This is a genomic window from Microbacterium fluminis, assembly GCF_051549805.1.
Lineage (GTDB): Bacteria > Actinomycetota > Actinomycetes > Actinomycetales > Microbacteriaceae > Microbacterium.
In genome coordinates this window covers 2,011,368-2,026,494 of the sequence record NZ_CP196042.1, presented here as the reverse complement: position 1 = coordinate 2,026,494, position 15,127 = coordinate 2,011,368, and the positions used below count along the sequence as shown (strand labels likewise).

Here is a 15,127-nt window from a genome sequence, read left to right as displayed (position 1 = left end):
AACGACCCCCGACACGCTGAATGGCGTGTTACGGATTCGTGAATTCGGAGGCCGCGGCTACCAGGCGCGCGTCGAGGCGAACTCGGCCAGCGCATCGCCGAACAGGCGCAGTGTGTCGCCCGCCGTCCCCACATGCGGGGAGACCCGCACGGTTCCCCCGCGGGCCGTCACGGTGAGCCCGTGGTTGGCCAGGGAGGCCGCCAGCGGCGCGGTGCCGTGGGGTCCCGGCGCGAGCGCGACGATCCCCGCCCGGCGCTCGGGCTCGCGGGGCGTGAGGACGGGGATGTCGTAGCGGTCGGCGAAGTACATCACGTCGGCGGTGCGCGCGGCGAGCTCCTCCTCGATGACGGCGACCGAGGCATCCGTCACCTCCCGCAGCGCCGTCGCCAGCCGCGACGCGGCGAGCGGATCGGCACCGCTGGCGCGGAACGCGCGCGCGGAGAGCGACGGCGGCGGCACCGCGTCGATCGGCAGGCCGCCGTCGATGCCCTGGAATCCCGACAGCACCGGCGCGATGCGCTCGACGGCCCGCTCGCTGAATCGCGCGAAGCCGGTCCCCCGGCCCGCGCGCAGCCACTTGTAGCCGTTGCCGCAGACGACGTCGGCGGCCGCGTAGTCGGCCTGGACGATTCCGAAGCCCTGGATCGCGTCGACGATCAGGAGCCGATCTCCGATGACGTCGCGCAGCGCCGAGAGATCGGCGCGGTAGCCGGTGCGGAAGTCGACGAGACTGACCGCGACGGCGCTGGTCTCGTCCGTGAGAGCGGCGCGCACGGCATCCGGGGTGACGAACCCGTGCTCGGGCTCGATCCACTGCACGCGCGCCGTGCCGAGCGCGGCCTCGGCGCGGGTCGCCGTGACCGTCAGGCTCGGGAACTCCGCCCGGGAGACGATGATCCCGCCGGTGATCCCGTAGAGCGCATGCATCAGACCGATCGACGTCGACGGCTGCAGCACGACCTGATCGGCGGGCGCGCCCATCAGCTCGGCCAGGAGGGAGGTGGCCTCCCGCTCGTGCTCCATGACGAGATCGATCCCGGCGCGGCGCCCGGTGCCGAGGATCTCGGCGTCGACCTGCGCCTCGGCGCGCACGGCGGGCGAGAGCGGTCCGAAGGCGGCCCAGTCGAGGTATCCGGGTTCGGTGTCGAACGACCCCAGGTAGGACTCCGGCTCCGTCACCGTCTCATTCTGGCACGCAGGCGCGGGCGGCCGCCTCGCGGCTGCGGGGCTCAGCCGCCGAACCGGCGGTCACGCGACCCGAAGTCGCGGATGGCGCGCAGGAAATCGACCTCGCGCAGATCTGGGCCGAGCGCCTCGACGAAGGAGAAGCTCCGAAGGGGATGCGACTGTCAGCCGCCGAACCGGCGGTCACGCGACCCGAAGTCGCGGATGGCGCGCAGGAAATCGACCTCGCGCAGATCGGGGCCGAGCGCCTCGACGAAGTAGAACTCCGAATGGGCCGACTGCCACAGCAGGAAGTCGCTCAGCCGCTGCTCCCCCGAGGTGCGGATGACGAGGTCGGGGTCGGGCTGGCCGCCAGTGTAGAGGTGCTCGCCGATCTGCTCGGGGGTGAGGCTCGCGGCGAGCTCCTCGAGCGACCCTCCGTCGGAGTCGTGCTGGGCGATGATGCTGCGGACCGCGTCGACGATCTCGCCCCTGCCGCCGTAGCCGACGGCGAGGTTCACGTGCAGGCCGGTGTGCGACGCCGTGCGCGCCTGTGCCTCTGCGAGCACCCGGTCGAGTTCCGGGGGCAGCCCCTCGGAGCGGCCGACGTGCTGCACGCGCCAGTTCGGCTCGTGCGAGAGCTCGTCGGCCAGCTCGGCGATGATCTCGATCAGATCGCTCAGCTCGCGGGAGTCGCGCTTGAGGAGGTTGTCGGTGGACAGCAGGTACAGCGACACCACGCGCACGCCCACCGCATCGCACCACTCCAGGAACTCGCGCATCTTCGCGGCGCCGGCCCGGTGACCGTGGGCAGCGGTCTCGTAGCCGAGCTGGCGCGCCCACCGCCGGTTTCCGTCGATCATCATCGCGACGTGGTGCGGGACGGACTGCGGGGAGAGGCGACGGCGCAGTCGGTTGATGTAGAGCCGGTAGAGGAGCCCTCGGCCCTCCTTCGACGCGTCGCGGGTCACGGCTCTACGCTACCGCGCGCCCCGCACCGTCGTCCGCGGACAGACTCCCGGCGTCTGCTCGGCCAGCGTGCCCCTCGCGGCATGCGCGCCCCCGTATCCTCAGAGCATGGCCCGCCTCCCCCGACCCGCTGACGGCGTCGAGATGCCTCAGCTGCCGCTCCTCGACGCGGCGGCCGTGGCCGCGGCGGCCGACCTCAGGCCGACCTGGCGCGGGTGGATCCACGCGGCCACGTTCCCCGTCGCCATCGCGGCCGGAATCGTGCTGATCGTGCTCGCCCAGGGGGCGCCGGCCAAGTGGGCCTCGGCGGTGTTCATGGCCACCTCGGTGGTGATGTTCGGCAACTCGGCGCTGTACCACCGGTTCGACTGGAAGCCGGTCACCAAGGCGGTCCTCAAGCGGATCGACCACGCGAACATCCTGCTGCTGATCGCCGGCACGTACACCCCGATCGCGGTGCTGGCTCTCCCCCCCGAGAAGGGCACGCTGCTGCTCATCCTGGTGTGGAGCGGCGCACTCCTCGGCATCCTGTTCCGGGTCTTCTGGATCAACGCCCCGCGCTGGCTGTACGTCGCGCTCTACCTGGTGCTCGGATGGGCGGCGGTGATGTACCTCGTCGATCTGCTCGCCGCGAACGCCGCGATGATGGTGCTGGTCATCGTGGGGGGTCTGCTCTACACCGGGGGTGCGATCGTCTACGCCCTCAAGCGCCCCAACCCGTGGCCGGGGCATTTCGGATTCCACGAGATCTTCCACGTCTGCACGGTCCTGGCCTTCCTGTGCCACTGGACCGCGTGCCTGCTCATCGCCCTGAAGCCGCTCAGCCCGTCGCTCGGTCTCCCCGGCTGATCTCGACGCTCGTCGCGTCAGGAAGACGGATGCCGCGGGCCGGTGCCGTCCGCGTCGGTGCCGTCCGCGATGGTGTCGCCCTCGGCGGCGGCGTCGGCATCCAGGTCCTGTTCGTCTGCATCCGACGCGCGCACCGCCTCGGCGGCCTGCGACGCCGCGAGCTCCTCGGCATCGAGCTTCTCGCGCACCTCGGCTCGGTAGCGGCCGCGGCGGATGCGACGGAGCATGTCCCAGATGAGCAGCACCACGACGCCGGCGAGCAGGGCGATCGCGACGAAGCCCCAGGGGCCCGGCGTCACCAGTTCGGGGTTCACCGTCGGCGTGGGGGTCGGGATCGGCGCGTCCGTGGCGCCGGCGAGCACGCCGATGAGGTGGTGCATGGATGTCCTCGTTCCGCGCGTGAGCGCATAGCCTGGAACCTCCAGCCTAGATCCCGGACGGATGCCCTCCCTCCGGCCCGACCCCTCCCGGCGCCATGACCACACAGCAGATGCTCGACGAGCGATACGGCCGCGTCCGCACGCCCCGGCAGCGCTGGGTCGCCGGCATCCTGATCGCGCTCGCCGCCGTGGTCGTGGGTGCGGTGGCGTGGACGACGATCGCCGCCACGTTGGACGACGTGGCCGCCGACGGGACCGCGTTCGAGGTCGTCGACGACCATTCCGTCACCCTGACCTTCCAGCTGTCCGCACCGGCCGGATCGGCTGTGGCGTGCGCGATCGAGGCGCAGGACGAGGAGCACGGCGTGGTCGGCTTCCGGGTGGTGCGGATCGAGGCATCCGATCAGCACACCCGCGCGTTCCGCGAGACCATCCCCACCGTCGCGCGGGCCACGACAGGTTTGGTCAACTCCTGCTGGGTGACGTAGTCTGTCGGGAATTCGTCGATCGACGCCCTGGCCGCGGCCGGGGCGTTTTGACATACCGACGACCGTCGGACCGAAGGAGACAGCCGTGCCCAGCGACGCCCCGCAGACCTTCCTCACGCAGGAGGCCTACGACCGCCTCGCCACCGAGCTCGAGCACCTCTCGACGACCGGTCGTGAAGAGATCGCCAAGCGCATCGAGGCCGCCCGCGAGGAGGGCGACCTGAAGGAGAACGGCGGCTATCACGCCGCGAAGGACGAGCAGGGCAAGCAGGAGGCGCGCATCCGCACCCTGCAGCACCTCCTGAAGGAGGCGGTCGTCAGCGAGGCCCCCGCCAGCCGCGGCATCGTCGAATCCGGCACCGTGATCACGGCGATCGTCGCCGGCGGCGAGGAGGTCTTCCTCCTCGGCAACCGCGAGATCGCGACCGGTTCCGACCTCGACGTCTACAGCGAGGCCTCGCCACTGGGCGCCGCGATCCTCGGCCTCAAGATCGGCGAGAAGACCTCCTACACGGCCCCGAACGGCCGCGAGATCGCCGTCGAGATCGTCAAGGTCGACACCTACACCGGCTGAACCGGCGGTGGACCGGATGCCTCGGGCCGAGGCATCCGCTCAGTCCTGCACCAGCGTCGGCGCGAACCCGGCATCCACGAGGGTGCGGATCACCTCGGCGCGATGCTCCTCGCCCCGCGTCTCGACGCTGAGCTGCAGGACGACCTCGCTGATCTGCAGTCCCTGTCCGTGGCGGGTGTGCAGCACCTCGGTGACGTTGGCGCCGACCTGTGCCAGCAGCTCGGAGACCCGGGCGAGCTGGCCGGGGCGGTCGGGCAGCGGGATCTTGAGGGTCATGTAGCGACCGGATGCCGCGAGACCGTGCGCGACGACGCGCTGCAGCAGCAGCGGGTCGATGTTGCCGCCCGACAGCACCGAGATGGTGGGACCGGTGGCCCGGATCTTCCCCGCGAGCACGGCGGCCACCCCGACCGCGCCGGCCGGCTCGACGACCACCTTTGCCCGCTCGAGGAGCACCAGCAGCGCACGGGCGATGTCGTCCTCGTCGACGGTGACCACCTCGTCGACGAGTTCGCGGATGATCTCGAACGGGAGGTCGCCGGGGCGCGCGACGGCGATGCCGTCGGCGATCGTCGGGCGGGTCTGCACTTCCAGCGGCGTTCCCGCGGCGAGCGAGTCGGGATAGGCGGCCGAGTTCGCGGCCTGCACGCCGATGACCCGCACGCTGCGGCCGACGGCGGCGGCGCGGGCGTGCACCGCGGCGGCGATCCCCGCGGCGAGGCCTCCCCCGCCGATGCCGACGATCACCGTCTCGACCTCGGGGAGGTCGTCGAACAGCTCGAGGCCGAGCGTGCCCTGGCCGACGATGATGTCGCGGTGGTCGAAGGGGTGGATGAGCACGGCGCCGGTGCGCTCGGCGAACTCCGCGGCCAGGCGCAGCGGCGTCTCGACCGTCGCGCCGTCGAGGACGACCTCGGCCCCGTATCCGCGGGTGGCCAGGAGCTTGGGCACCGGAACGCCCAGAGGCATGAAGATGGTCGCCGGGATGCCGAGCTTCTGCGCGGCGGATGCGACGCCTTGGGCGTGATTGCCGGCGGATGCCGCGACCACGCCGCGCGCCCGCTCCTCGGCGGTGAGGCGCGACAGCCGGTAGGTGGCGCCGCGCACCTTGAACGAGCCGGTGCGCTGCAGGTTCTCGAGCTTGAGGTACATCGGCACGCCGAGCACCTCGGTGAGGTGCTGCGACTCCTCGAGCGGGGTGTGCGAGACGACGCCGACGAGGGCCGCGGCCGCGTCCTCGAACTCGGCCAGGGTGGGTATGGTCACGCGGGGCTCCTCCTCGTGCGCGGAACGGTGCTCCAGATCAGATCGCCCGCCGGCGGTCTGAGGCCGGTCTCCCACGCACGGGATCCCAGGTAGACGGCGACGACGTTGACGAACGCGGCCAGCGGCACGGCGAACAGCGCGCCCGGGATGCCGCCGATCATGGCGCCGCCGGCGACCACGAGCACCACCGCCAGCGGGTGCACCTTGACGGCCGAGCCCATCAGCAGCGGCTGGAGCACATGCCCCTCGAGCTGCTGCACGCCCAGCACGACCACCAGCATCCACAGCGCGATCCAGGGGCCGTTGTAGACGAGCGCCAGGAAGACCGCCAGTGCGCCGGTGACGACGGCACCGACGATGGGGATGAACGAGCCGAGGAACACGAGCACGGCCACGGGGATCGCCAGCGGCACACCCAGCAGGAACGCGCCCAGTCCGATGCCGACCGCGTCGATCGTCGCGACCAGCAGCTGCGTGCGGGCGTAGTTCATCACGGTGAGCCAGCCGGCGCGGCCGGCGCCGTCGACGGCGGGACGGGCCGCTTTCGGGAAGATGCGCACGGTCCAGCGCCAGATGCCGGCCCCGTCGGCGAGCACGCACAACAGGATGAACAGGGACAGCAGCACGCCGGTGGCGACGTGGCCGAGGGTCGTGCCGATCGCCAGCGCGCCCGACCACAGCAGCGAGGCCTGCTGCTGCGCGAACGCCAGCGCCTGCGCGAGGGCGTCGTCGATCTGCGCCGTCGTGAGGTGGAGCGGCCCGTCGATGAGGTACTGGCGCAGCTGGCCGACCGCATCGACGGTGCGCGCCTGCACCGACAACCACTCCCGGGTGATCTGCCACACGGCCAGCCACAGGAGGCCCCCGACGATCGCGATCGTGCCCAGCAGCGAGACGACGATGGCGAGCCAGCGGGGCACGCGGTGGCGCAGCATCCAGGCGAACGCCGGCCACAGCAGCGCCGTGATGAGGATCGCGATCAGCAGCGGGATCACCAGCAGTTTGAGCTGGATCACGAGCCAGATGATCAGCGCGATCGCGGCGGCGATGACGAGGATGCGCCACGCGTACGCCGTGGTCAGGCGCAGTCCGCGCGGGATCTGCGGGGAGAGCTCCGTCGAGACGGTGCGCGTGCGGATCACGTCGAGGAAGGAGCTCCGGGGCTTCTCGTCGGGGCCGCTCATCGTGTCAGTCTACGGCGGGTGCATGCGCCGGACGGCATGGCCCGAAGACGGCGGATGCCGCGGCATCCATCGCGTGTCGGACCCGCTGAATAGGCTTCGAACGTGAAGGAGACACTGAGCGCCGCGGAGGCACGGCGGGTCGCCCTGGCCGCGCAGGGCTTCGCCCGGCCGCGCCCGACCGTCGCGGGGACGCGGCAGCTCAACCTCGCCATCGCTCGCATGGGGGTGCTGCAGATCGACTCGGTCAACGTGTTCGCCCGCTCGCACTACCTTCCGCTGTTCTCCCGCCTCGGCGCCTACGACACCGCGGCGCTCGACCGGCTGCTGTTCGCGCGCCGGGCGCCGTACGTCGAATCCTGGGCGCACGTGGCGGCCTTCATCCCGGCGGCCGACTGGGCCCTGTTCGCCTTCCGGCGGGAAGACCTCGCCGCCAAGCACGGCGCTCCCGGCGGCTGGGTCGACGAGCACCGCGAGATCGTCGACTGGGTGCGGGCCGAGCTGGCGGCACGCGGACCGCTGCGGCCCGCGCAGATCGAGCACGATGCGAAGCAGTCCGCCCGTGGGCCCTGGTGGGACTGGGATGTCGTCAAGTCGGCCCTGGAGTACCTGTGGCTGTTCGGCGAGGTCGCGATCGCCGGGCGGCGCGGCTTCGAGCGCCGCTACGGTCTGGCCGAGCACGTCATCCCCGCCGAGACGCTCGCCGCGCCCGTGCCCCGCGACGAGGCGATCCGCGAGCTCGTGCGCCGCGCGGCCCGGGCGTACGGCGTCGCGACGGCATCCGATCTCGGCGACTACTGGCGCATCAAGGACCGGCCGAGGCTTCTCACGGCCATCGCCGAGCTCGTCGACGCGGGCGAGCTGGCGCCCGTCACCGTCGCCGGGTGGACGAGTGCCGGGCGGCCCGCCCGGGCGTGGATGCATCGGGATGCCGCGCTCCCCCGACGGATCGACGCGACGGCGATCCTCACCCCGTTCGACCCGGTGGTGTGGTTCCGCGATCGCGCGCAGCGACTGTTCGACTTCGAGTACCGCATCGAGATCTACACGCCCGCCCCGCAGCGACGGTACGGCTACTACTCTCTTCCGATCCTCGTCGGCGACGATGTCGTGGGCCGCGTCGACCTCAAAGCCGACCGCGCGGCATCCACCCTCCGGGTCCAGTCGGCATGGTGGGAGCACGGTCGACCGGCCGACGCGGCCGAGCGCGTGGCGGCCGAGCTCGAGACCGCCGCACGGTGGCAGGGTCTGGAGCGCATCTCGGTCTCGCGCTGGGGCGATGCCACCGACGACCTCGCCGCCGTGCTCCCCCGCGCGGCGCGCCACGACGCCGGTCCGACCGTCGGCGAGTGACGGCGCTCCCCGGCCCCGTGCCTGCGCGCACACAGGCACGGCGGAGCCGGCGTCAGTCCAGCCCGCGCACCTCGAGCCCGAGCCAATCGGCGAGGGCCGCGATCTCGGAGCGGACGGCGTCCGCGACGGATGCGGAGAACGGCGCGTCCTCGTGGATCGCGTGCACGCGCAGCACGCCCGCCTTCCGGTCGGCCTTGGCGTCGAGCTTTCCGACGAAGCGATCGCCGTGCAGGATCGGCAGAGCGAAATAGCCCCACCGGCGCTTCGCGGCGGGCTTGTACATCTCAAGCAGGTACTCGAAGCCGAAGAGGTCCCCGAGCCGGTCGCGGTCGAAGACGAGCCGATCGAACGGAGAGAGCAGCGCGGTGCGCCCCGACCATCCGTCGAGCGCGGCGAGAGCCTCGGCATCCACACGCCATTCGCCCTCGACCCCGTCGACGGTCGCCGCCTCGCCGACGGTGCCCACGTCGATCGGCTCGAACGGCTGCGCGAGCGAGCGGGAGCGGGCGATGCCCAGCGAACCGAGTCGGCGCTCGGCTCGCTCGCGCGCGGCGTCGTCGTCGTGGATCTCGGGAAGGTCGGTGGGGTAGACGCGCTCGGCGAGGTCGAACAGGCGCCCTTTCCGGTCACGTCGCGACACCGCCACTGCGCCGGTGGACAGGAGCAGCTCGAGCATCTGCGACGCGTTGCGGTTGTTCGTCCAGCCGCTGGAGCGCCACGACACCTGAGCCGTGTCGGGGATCTCGGCCGCGTGGAGCGGACCCTCGGCCCGCAGCCGGTCGAGCACATCGCCGCGGAAGGCCGCGTTCGCCTTCAGCCATTCCCGGGCCGCCGGATAGTCGGGGCGGTGGCGCATATCGGCGCGCAGGAGCGGCAGATCGGACATGAGGCGGTAGAAGCCGCCCCATTCGAACAGGTCGCGTTCGACCTCGACCGCCCGGGTGAGGTCGGCCGGGTGGAACGGCTCGCCGAGCCTGCTCCACAGGATCAGCTCGGCACTGGCTGCGATGGCGGCGGTCGGTTCGATGTTGACCGCGGTCAGCCCGTACACCGTCTCGACGATTCCGGCCGGCCGCTCGGCCGACAGCAGCTGCGCCCGCACCGCGAGGCGCCGTGCGTCGTCGCCGCTGAGCCGGAGCACCATGCGCGCCACGCTACCCGGTGGCGCCGACGCCGCTAGAAGGTGCCGCCCATCTTCCGCAGCCGGGCGATGCGGTCGGGGATCGGCGGATGCGTGGAGAACAGCCGCGCCAGCGCGTTCGGCCGCAGCGGGTCGGCGATCCACAGGTGCGCCATCGAGGTGTTCCCCTTGGCGAGGGGGCGTCCGTACTCCCCCAACTTGCCGAGGGCCGAGGAGAGCCCCTCGGGATCTCGTGTCGTCATGGCGCTCGTCGCATCGGCGAGGTATTCGCGCTGACGCGAGATCGCCGCCTGGACGGCGCCGGCCAGAAGCGGTGCCACGAGCGCGGCCACCACACCGAAGATCAGGAAGACCACCTGCGACTGCGCATTCCCGCCGCGTCCACGCCCGCCGAAGAACGCCACCCGCAGCAGCACGTCGGCGAGGATGCCCACCGCCACCACGAGTCCGAAGACGATGAGCGAGACCCGGATGTCGTAGTTGCGGATGTGACCCAGCTCATGGCCGAGCACGCCCTCCAGCTCCCGGTCCGTCATCAGCTCGAACAACCCGGTGGTCACGGTGATGGCCGCCTGCTCGGGCTTGCGGCCGGTGGCGAACGCGTTGGGGGCAGGGTCGTCCACGACGTAGAGCTTCGGCATGGGCGCGCCGGTGGTGATGCAGAGGTTCTCGACCAGCCGGTAGTAGCGCGGCGCGTCGGCCTGCGTGACCTCGACCGCCCCCGACAGGGCGAGCGCCTCGCGATCGGCGCAGAAGTACTGCACCGTCGCGTACCCGGCGGCGAACACCACGATCAGCGCCGTGATCCACCAGTTGTTCCCGGCGAGCCACCCCGCCAGCAGGCCGATCCCGCCCAGGATCAGGACGAACGCGAGAAGGATGAACCAGGTGTTGCGCTTGTTGCGCGCGATCGCGGAATACACGCGTCAGATCAGAACTGCACCCGGGGAGGCTCGGAGATCGCCGCGCCGTCGACGACCTCGAAGAACTCGCGCTCGTGGAATCCGAGGTTGCGGGCGAACAGGTTGTTCGGGAAGACCTTGATCTTGGTGTTCAGCTCGCGCACGCCGCCGTTGTAGAAGCGGCGCGACGCCTGGATCTTGTCCTCGGTGTCGACGATCGACTGCTGCAGCTGCAGGAAGTTCTGGCTGGCCTGCAGCTGCGGGTAGGCCTCGGCCACCGCGAACAGCGACTTCAGCGCCTGCTGCATGTGTCCCTCGGCGACACCGGCGTCGGCAGGTCCCGCCGCCGTGAGGGTCTCGGCACGTGCACGCGTGACGTTCTCGAAGACCGCCTTCTCATGCGCCGCGTACCCCTTGACCGACTCGATGAGATTGGGGAGCAGATCGGCGCGGCGTTTCAGCTGCACCGTGATGTCGCTCCACGCCTCGTCGACGCGCACGTTCAACTGCACGAGAGAGTTGTAGGTCGCCCACAGGTAGATGCCGACGATGACGATGAGCGCGACAACGATCAGGACAGGGATCAGCCATTCCCACATAGCCCGAGACTCCGTTCGAGGTTTGACCTCATCCTAGCGACGGCCGCACCGCTCCCACGGGGCCGGGAAGGGACTCCCAGCGCTTACTCACCGAGTACGCGCGTGAGGTAGGCGTTGGCGAACCTGCGGTCGGGGTCGAGCCGGTCGCGCAGCGCCGTGAAGTCGTCGAACCGCGGGTAGCGCTCGCGGAGGGACGAGGCATCCAGCGTGTGCATCTTGCCCCAGTGCGGGCGCCCGCCGTACGAGAGCATGATCTGCTCGACGGCCTCGAAGTACTCGGCGGGATCCTCGCGCCAGTACCGGTGCACGGCGATGTAGCCGCTCGCGCGCCCCTGCGCCGTGGACAGCCACAGGTCGTCGGCGGCGGCGAAGCGCACCTCGACGGGGAACGAGATGCGCCATCCGCGCTCGGCCACGAGCGCGCGCAGCCGCTCGAACGCGGGCCGCACGTTCTCGGCGGGCAGGGCGTACTCCATCTCGCGGAAGCGCACCGTGCGCGCCTGCGTGAGCACGCGCGCCGACGCGTCGGCGTACTCGCGGTCGCCGGTGACGCGCACGGCGAGTCGCGAGAACGGCGGCACGATCGCGGGCGCCGCCGTGCCCACGGCGCAGACCACGCGATACACCCCGTTCGACAGCAGCGTCTCGTCGATCCACCTTCCCATGCGCGGCAGCGGGCGGCGCACCGTGCTCTCGGGCAGACGCGTGTGCGTCTTCGTCAGCGCGACGTCGGTGTGGGGGAACCAGTAGAACTCGAAATGATCGGATGCCTCCACCCGCCCCGACAGCGTCGCGAGAACGTCGTCGAGCGGCTCGGGGTGCTCCACCGCGGCCAGCACGAACGCGGGCACGCACCGCAGGGTCACGTCGACCAGGATGCCGAGGGCGCCGAGTCCGAGTGCGACCGCGGGCAGCAGGTCGGAGTGCTCGTCGACGGTCAGCAGCTCGCCCGTCGACGTGACGAGAGTGACTCCGACCACCTGGGTCGCGAGCCCGCCGAATCGGGCGCCGGTCCCATGCGTGCCGGTCGAGATCGCCCCCGAGATGGACTGGCGATCGATGTCGCCGAGGTTCTCCATCTCCAGTCCGTAGGGCGCCAGCAGGGCGGGGATCCGATGCAGGCGCGTGCCGGCCAGCAGCCGCACGTGGCCCCGGTCACGGTCGACGTCGACGATCCCCGACAGGTCGCGCAGGTCGAGCAGGACGCCGGGCGCCACGGCGATCCCGGTGAAGCTGTGCCCCGCCCCGACCGCCTTGATCGGCAGCCCGCGGCGACCGGCGGACTGCACCGCGCGCTGCACCGCCTCCACGGTGCTCGGGTACTCGATGCGCAGGGGCCGGACGCTCTCGGAGCGTCCCCAGTTCTGCCACACGCCGCCCGGCCGGGTCACAGGAAGGCCTTCCCTTCGCCGCGGTAGGTGGGCACGGTTCCGGCCAGACGGTCGCCTTCCACGAGGTGGTAGCGGTCGACCCGCTCGGCGAGCTCGCCGCTCTTGGCGTGCCGGAACCACACCCGGTCGCCGATGGACAGGCCGCGCGCGGTCTCGCCCTGCAGCGGTGTCTGCACCTCCCCGGCACCTTCGCGCGGGAGCATCCGCAGTCCTTCCGGCCACACAGGACGGGGCTGACGCGAGGCGACCGGCGGGCCCGAGGCGATCCAGCCGCCGCCGAGCACCGTGGCGATGTCGCGCGCGGGTTTGCGCACGACCTCGAGGGCGAACGCCGCTGCGGGCGCCGGGTCGAACGCGCGGTACCCGTCGAACAGGTGCCCGGCGAGCAGCCCGCTGCCGGCGGTGAGCTCGGTGACGGAGCGATCGGAGGCCGTGTACTCCAGCGATCCGGTGCCCCCGCCGTTCACGAACTCCAGCGGCGCGATCCCGCGCACGGCGTCCACGATGGCGGCACGGCGCTCGCGCAGCTCGGTCTCGGAGCGGCGCTGCATCCAGCGGATGACAGCGTCGCCCGACCCCGTGGCATCCCCCTGTCCCGCGATCTGCGCCTCGTACATCATGAGCCCCACGAGCCGGAAGCCCGGGCGGCGGGCGATCGCGCGGGCGAGGGCGGCGACCTCGGATGCCTCGTGCACGGGCGAGCGACGCACGCCGATGTGACCGAGCGCGGGCGACCGCCACGACGCGTCGGCGTCGATCGCGACCCGGATCTCGGCCCGGTTCCCGGGCGCTGCCACGGTGTCGACGAGGTCGAGCTGGGCGAGGTCGTCCACCATGAGGGTGATGCGCGCGGCCGCCTGCGCGTCGGCGGCGAGCGCCGCGAGCGCGGCCCGGTCGACGCTCGGATAGCCGAGCACGACGTCGTCGCAGGTGTCGGCCAGCCACAGGGCCTCGGGGAGCGTGAACGCGAGGATGCCGCGATAGCCCGGCACCGCCAGGGTGGCGTCGACCACCTCGCGCACCCGCACCGACTTGCTGGCCACGCGGATCGGCACTCCGCCCGCGCGCACCGTCATATCGAGCGCGTTGTACCGCAGCGCCGCGACGTCGATCGCCGCGACGGGCCCGGACACATCCGCCACCGCCCGCGTCAGCCGCGCCCAGTGCTGCGCCGGATCCCGCCACGGCTCGGCCGTGGCCGCGGCATCCGCTCCGCCCAGCAGGTCGAGACTCATCGTGCCCACCGTCGTCGCCCGCGCATGCGCACCAGCCTAGGACCGTACCCCCGCCGGGACTCGAACCCGGACTGAAGCGATTTTAAGTCGCCTGCCTCTGCCATTGGGCTACGGGGGCCCTGTGCCCTCCACGGTATCCGGTGGGGACGACGAGACGCCCGCTTCGATGCGAAGCGGGCGTCTCGTGCGGGTGATCGGGCGTCAGGACGCGGCGGTGGCCTTCGCCGGCGTCTTCTCGGCGGGCTTCTCCGTCGCCGGCGCCGCCTCGACGGGCTGCGGCGGACGCGGGCGTGCGGCGAACTCCTCGAACACGTAGCGGGGCTGCTGCACCGTCGACAGGTTCACGAGGTCGCGGCCGAGCCAGAAGTTGTTCCACCAGCCCCACAGCACGCGCCACTTGCGCTCCCACGACGGCATCGCCATGCCGTGGTAGCCACGGTGCGCGAACCAGGCGAGGAGACCCTTGAGGGCGATGTTGCCCGACTGGAACACGCCGTTGTAGAGGCCCAGGCCGGCGACCGCACCGAGGTTCTTGTGGAAGTACTGCTTGGGCTCCTCGCCACGCAGCACCGCGATGAGGTTCTTCGCGAGCAGCTTCGCCTGACGCACCGCGTGCTGGGCGTTGGGCACGCAGTAGCCGCCCACGCCGCCGCCCGACAGGTCGGGAACGGCCGAGACGTCGCCGGCCGCCCACGCGCCCTCGACGAACTCCTCCTCGGTGCCCACGCGCAGGTCGGCGCGGGTGCGGATGCGACCGCGCTCCTCGACCGGCAGGTCGCCGCCGCGCACGACGGTCGGGTTGGCCATGACGCCGGCGGTCCACACGATCAGGTCGGTGGGGATGACCTCCCCGGTCGACAGCTGCACGTTGCCGTCGACCGCACTCTGCAGCTGCGTGTCGAGGTGCACGTTGGCGCCGCGCTTGGCGAGATCCTTCAGCACCCACTCGCTCGTCTTCAGCGACACCTCGGGCATGATGCGGCCCATCGCCTCGATGAGGTGGAAGTGCGTGTCGTCGAACGACACCTGCGGGTAGTCCTTGATGAGCGACGACGCGAGCGAACGCAGCTCGGCGAAGACCTCGATGCCCGCGAACCCGCCGCCCACGACGACCACCGTGAGCAGGCGGTCGCGCTCGGGTCCGGCGGGGATGACCGACGCACGGTCGAAGTTGGACATCAGCCGGTCGCGGATCGCGACGGCCTCCTCGATCGTCTTGAGGCCGATCGCGTTGTCGGCGATGCCGGGGATCGGGAAGGTGCGCGAGACGGCGCCCGCGGTCACGACGATCTGGTCGTACTCCTGCTGCCACGGCTCGCCCTCGATGGGCGTGATCGTAGCGACCTTGTGAGCGTGGTCGATACCGGTGACCTTCGCCGCGATCACGGTCGTCTTCTTCAGGTGGCGACGCAGGGCGACCACCGAGTGACGCGCCTCGATCGAACCGGCCGCCACCTCGGGGAGGAACGGCTGGTAGGTCATGTAGGGCAGCGGGTCGACGATGGTGACCTCGGCCTCGCCCCGACGGAGCTGCTTCTCGAGCTTCCACGCGGTGTAGAACCCGGCGTAGCCACCACCCACGATGAGGATCTTGGGCACGGCAGTGGTGACGGTGCTGGTCACGTTGGGGGATCT

Annotated in this window: 15 protein-coding genes, 1 tRNA gene and 1 pseudogene; 4 read left to right on the top strand and 13 right to left on the bottom strand. The window is 71.4% G+C overall.

The features are described 5' to 3' along the window. Nucleotides 1-57 precede the first annotated feature (57 nt). The 3 genes and pseudogenes from ACSJDX_RS09805 to ACSJDX_RS09795 form a co-directional block, all read right to left on the bottom strand. The gene (locus ACSJDX_RS09805; RefSeq protein ID WP_438352497.1) at nucleotides 58-1,179 is read right to left on the bottom strand and encodes an aminotransferase class V-fold PLP-dependent enzyme; all 1,122 of its coding nucleotides are present in this window, start codon (nucleotides 1,177-1,179) and stop codon (nucleotides 58-60) included. A 50-nt stretch (nucleotides 1,180-1,229) separates the two neighbouring features. Then, nucleotides 1,230-1,328 (bottom strand): annotated as a pseudogene (locus ACSJDX_RS09800) (isoprenyl transferase); the annotation flags it as partial. A 21-nt stretch (nucleotides 1,329-1,349) separates the two neighbouring features. After that, a complete protein-coding gene (locus tag ACSJDX_RS09795; protein ID WP_438352496.1) occupies nucleotides 1,350-2,135 on the bottom strand; it encodes an isoprenyl transferase in 786 nt (261 codons plus the stop codon). 142 nt (nucleotides 2,136-2,277) lie between these two features. Here ACSJDX_RS09795 and trhA point away from each other — a divergent pair, with 142 nt between their 5' ends. Continuing rightward, entirely contained in the window at nucleotides 2,278-2,982 is a 705-nt protein-coding gene (gene trhA / locus ACSJDX_RS09790; RefSeq protein ID WP_438354967.1) for a PAQR family membrane homeostasis protein TrhA, read from the top strand. A gap of 17 nt (nucleotides 2,983-2,999) precedes the next feature. Here the strand turns inward: trhA and ACSJDX_RS09785 are convergent, their stop codons facing one another. Further along, nucleotides 3,000-3,362, bottom strand: a complete 363-nt coding sequence (locus ACSJDX_RS09785) for a hypothetical protein (protein ID WP_438352495.1) — start codon at nucleotides 3,360-3,362, stop codon at nucleotides 3,000-3,002. A 95-nt stretch (nucleotides 3,363-3,457) separates the two neighbouring features. Between ACSJDX_RS09785 and ACSJDX_RS09780 the strand changes: the two genes are divergently transcribed. Together ACSJDX_RS09780 and greA are read left to right on the top strand one after the other, a co-directional pair. Continuing rightward, nucleotides 3,458-3,850, top strand: coding sequence for a DUF4307 domain-containing protein (locus ACSJDX_RS09780; RefSeq protein WP_438352494.1), 393 nt, complete (start codon nucleotides 3,458-3,460; stop codon nucleotides 3,848-3,850). Between the two features lie 85 nt (nucleotides 3,851-3,935). Continuing rightward, a complete protein-coding gene (greA, locus tag ACSJDX_RS09775) occupies nucleotides 3,936-4,424 on the top strand; it encodes a transcription elongation factor GreA (protein ID WP_438352493.1) in 489 nt (162 codons plus the stop codon). A 39-nt stretch (nucleotides 4,425-4,463) separates the two neighbouring features. On the opposite strand, the gene ilvA is transcribed toward greA, so the two are convergent. Continuing rightward, nucleotides 4,464-5,690 (bottom strand): threonine ammonia-lyase, encoded by a 1,227-nt coding sequence (gene ilvA / locus ACSJDX_RS09770; RefSeq protein ID WP_438352492.1) that lies wholly within the window; start codon nucleotides 5,688-5,690, stop codon nucleotides 4,464-4,466. Next, on the bottom strand, nucleotides 5,687-6,874 hold the full coding sequence (locus ACSJDX_RS09765) for an AI-2E family transporter (RefSeq protein WP_438352491.1): 1,188 nt from the start codon (nucleotides 6,872-6,874) through the stop codon (nucleotides 5,687-5,689). The genes ilvA and ACSJDX_RS09765 overlap by 4 nt, the downstream gene beginning before the upstream one ends. A gap of 102 nt (nucleotides 6,875-6,976) precedes the next feature. Here ACSJDX_RS09765 and ACSJDX_RS09760 point away from each other — a divergent pair, with 102 nt between their 5' ends. Further along, complete coding sequence (locus ACSJDX_RS09760; protein WP_438352490.1) at nucleotides 6,977-8,224, top strand: winged helix-turn-helix domain-containing protein; 1,248 nt, start codon at nucleotides 6,977-6,979, stop codon at nucleotides 8,222-8,224. A 52-nt stretch (nucleotides 8,225-8,276) separates the two neighbouring features. On the opposite strand, the gene ACSJDX_RS09755 is transcribed toward ACSJDX_RS09760, so the two are convergent. The 7 genes from ACSJDX_RS09755 to ACSJDX_RS09725 form a co-directional block, all read right to left on the bottom strand. Further along, a complete protein-coding gene (locus ACSJDX_RS09755; RefSeq protein ID WP_438352489.1) occupies nucleotides 8,277-9,368 on the bottom strand; it encodes a DNA glycosylase AlkZ-like family protein in 1,092 nt (363 codons plus the stop codon). A gap of 32 nt (nucleotides 9,369-9,400) precedes the next feature. After that, nucleotides 9,401-10,288 carry a M48 family metalloprotease gene (locus ACSJDX_RS09750; protein ID WP_438352488.1) on the bottom strand — a complete coding sequence of 296 codons (888 nt, stop codon included), beginning with the start codon at nucleotides 10,286-10,288 and terminating at the stop codon, nucleotides 9,401-9,403. A gap of 8 nt (nucleotides 10,289-10,296) precedes the next feature. Continuing rightward, nucleotides 10,297-10,866 carry a LemA family protein gene (locus tag ACSJDX_RS09745; protein WP_438352487.1) on the bottom strand — a complete coding sequence of 190 codons (570 nt, stop codon included), beginning with the start codon at nucleotides 10,864-10,866 and terminating at the stop codon, nucleotides 10,297-10,299. A gap of 83 nt (nucleotides 10,867-10,949) precedes the next feature. Continuing rightward, nucleotides 10,950-12,257 carry a D-arabinono-1,4-lactone oxidase gene (locus ACSJDX_RS09740; protein WP_438352486.1) on the bottom strand — a complete coding sequence of 436 codons (1,308 nt, stop codon included), beginning with the start codon at nucleotides 12,255-12,257 and terminating at the stop codon, nucleotides 10,950-10,952. After that, nucleotides 12,254-13,492 carry an alanine racemase gene (locus ACSJDX_RS09735; protein ID WP_438352485.1) on the bottom strand — a complete coding sequence of 413 codons (1,239 nt, stop codon included), beginning with the start codon at nucleotides 13,490-13,492 and terminating at the stop codon, nucleotides 12,254-12,256. Before ACSJDX_RS09735 ends, ACSJDX_RS09740 begins: the two co-directional genes overlap by 4 nt. A 45-nt stretch (nucleotides 13,493-13,537) precedes the next feature. Then, nucleotides 13,538-13,610 (bottom strand) — tRNA-Leu (locus ACSJDX_RS09730). Between the two features lie 83 nt (nucleotides 13,611-13,693). After that, nucleotides 13,694-15,091, bottom strand: coding sequence for an NAD(P)/FAD-dependent oxidoreductase (locus ACSJDX_RS09725; protein WP_438354966.1), 1,398 nt, complete (start codon nucleotides 15,089-15,091; stop codon nucleotides 13,694-13,696). Between the last annotated feature and the right edge of the window lie 36 nt (nucleotides 15,092-15,127).

Excerpts from the sequence above, each read along its gene's own strand:
- trhA (WP_438354967.1), top strand. The coding sequence starts at position 2,278 with ATGCCTCAGCTGCCGCTCCTCGACGCGGCGGCCGTGGCCGCGGCGGCC.
- ACSJDX_RS09785 (WP_438352495.1), bottom strand. The coding sequence starts at position 3,362 with ATGCACCACCTCATCGGCGTGCTCGCCGGCGCCACGGACGCGCCGATC.
- ACSJDX_RS09780 (WP_438352494.1), top strand. The coding sequence starts at position 3,458 with ATGACCACACAGCAGATGCTCGACGAGCGATACGGCCGCGTCCGCACG.
- ACSJDX_RS09765 (WP_438352491.1), bottom strand. The coding sequence starts at position 6,874 with ATGAGCGGCCCCGACGAGAAGCCCCGGAGCTCCTTCCTCGACGTGATC.
- ACSJDX_RS09755 (WP_438352489.1), bottom strand. The coding sequence starts at position 9,368 with ATGGTGCTCCGGCTCAGCGGCGACGACGCACGGCGCCTCGCGGTGCGG.
- ACSJDX_RS09745 (WP_438352487.1), bottom strand. The coding sequence starts at position 10,866 with ATGTGGGAATGGCTGATCCCTGTCCTGATCGTTGTCGCGCTCATCGTC.
- ACSJDX_RS09735 (WP_438352485.1), bottom strand. The coding sequence starts at position 13,492 with ATGAGTCTCGACCTGCTGGGCGGAGCGGATGCCGCGGCCACGGCCGAG.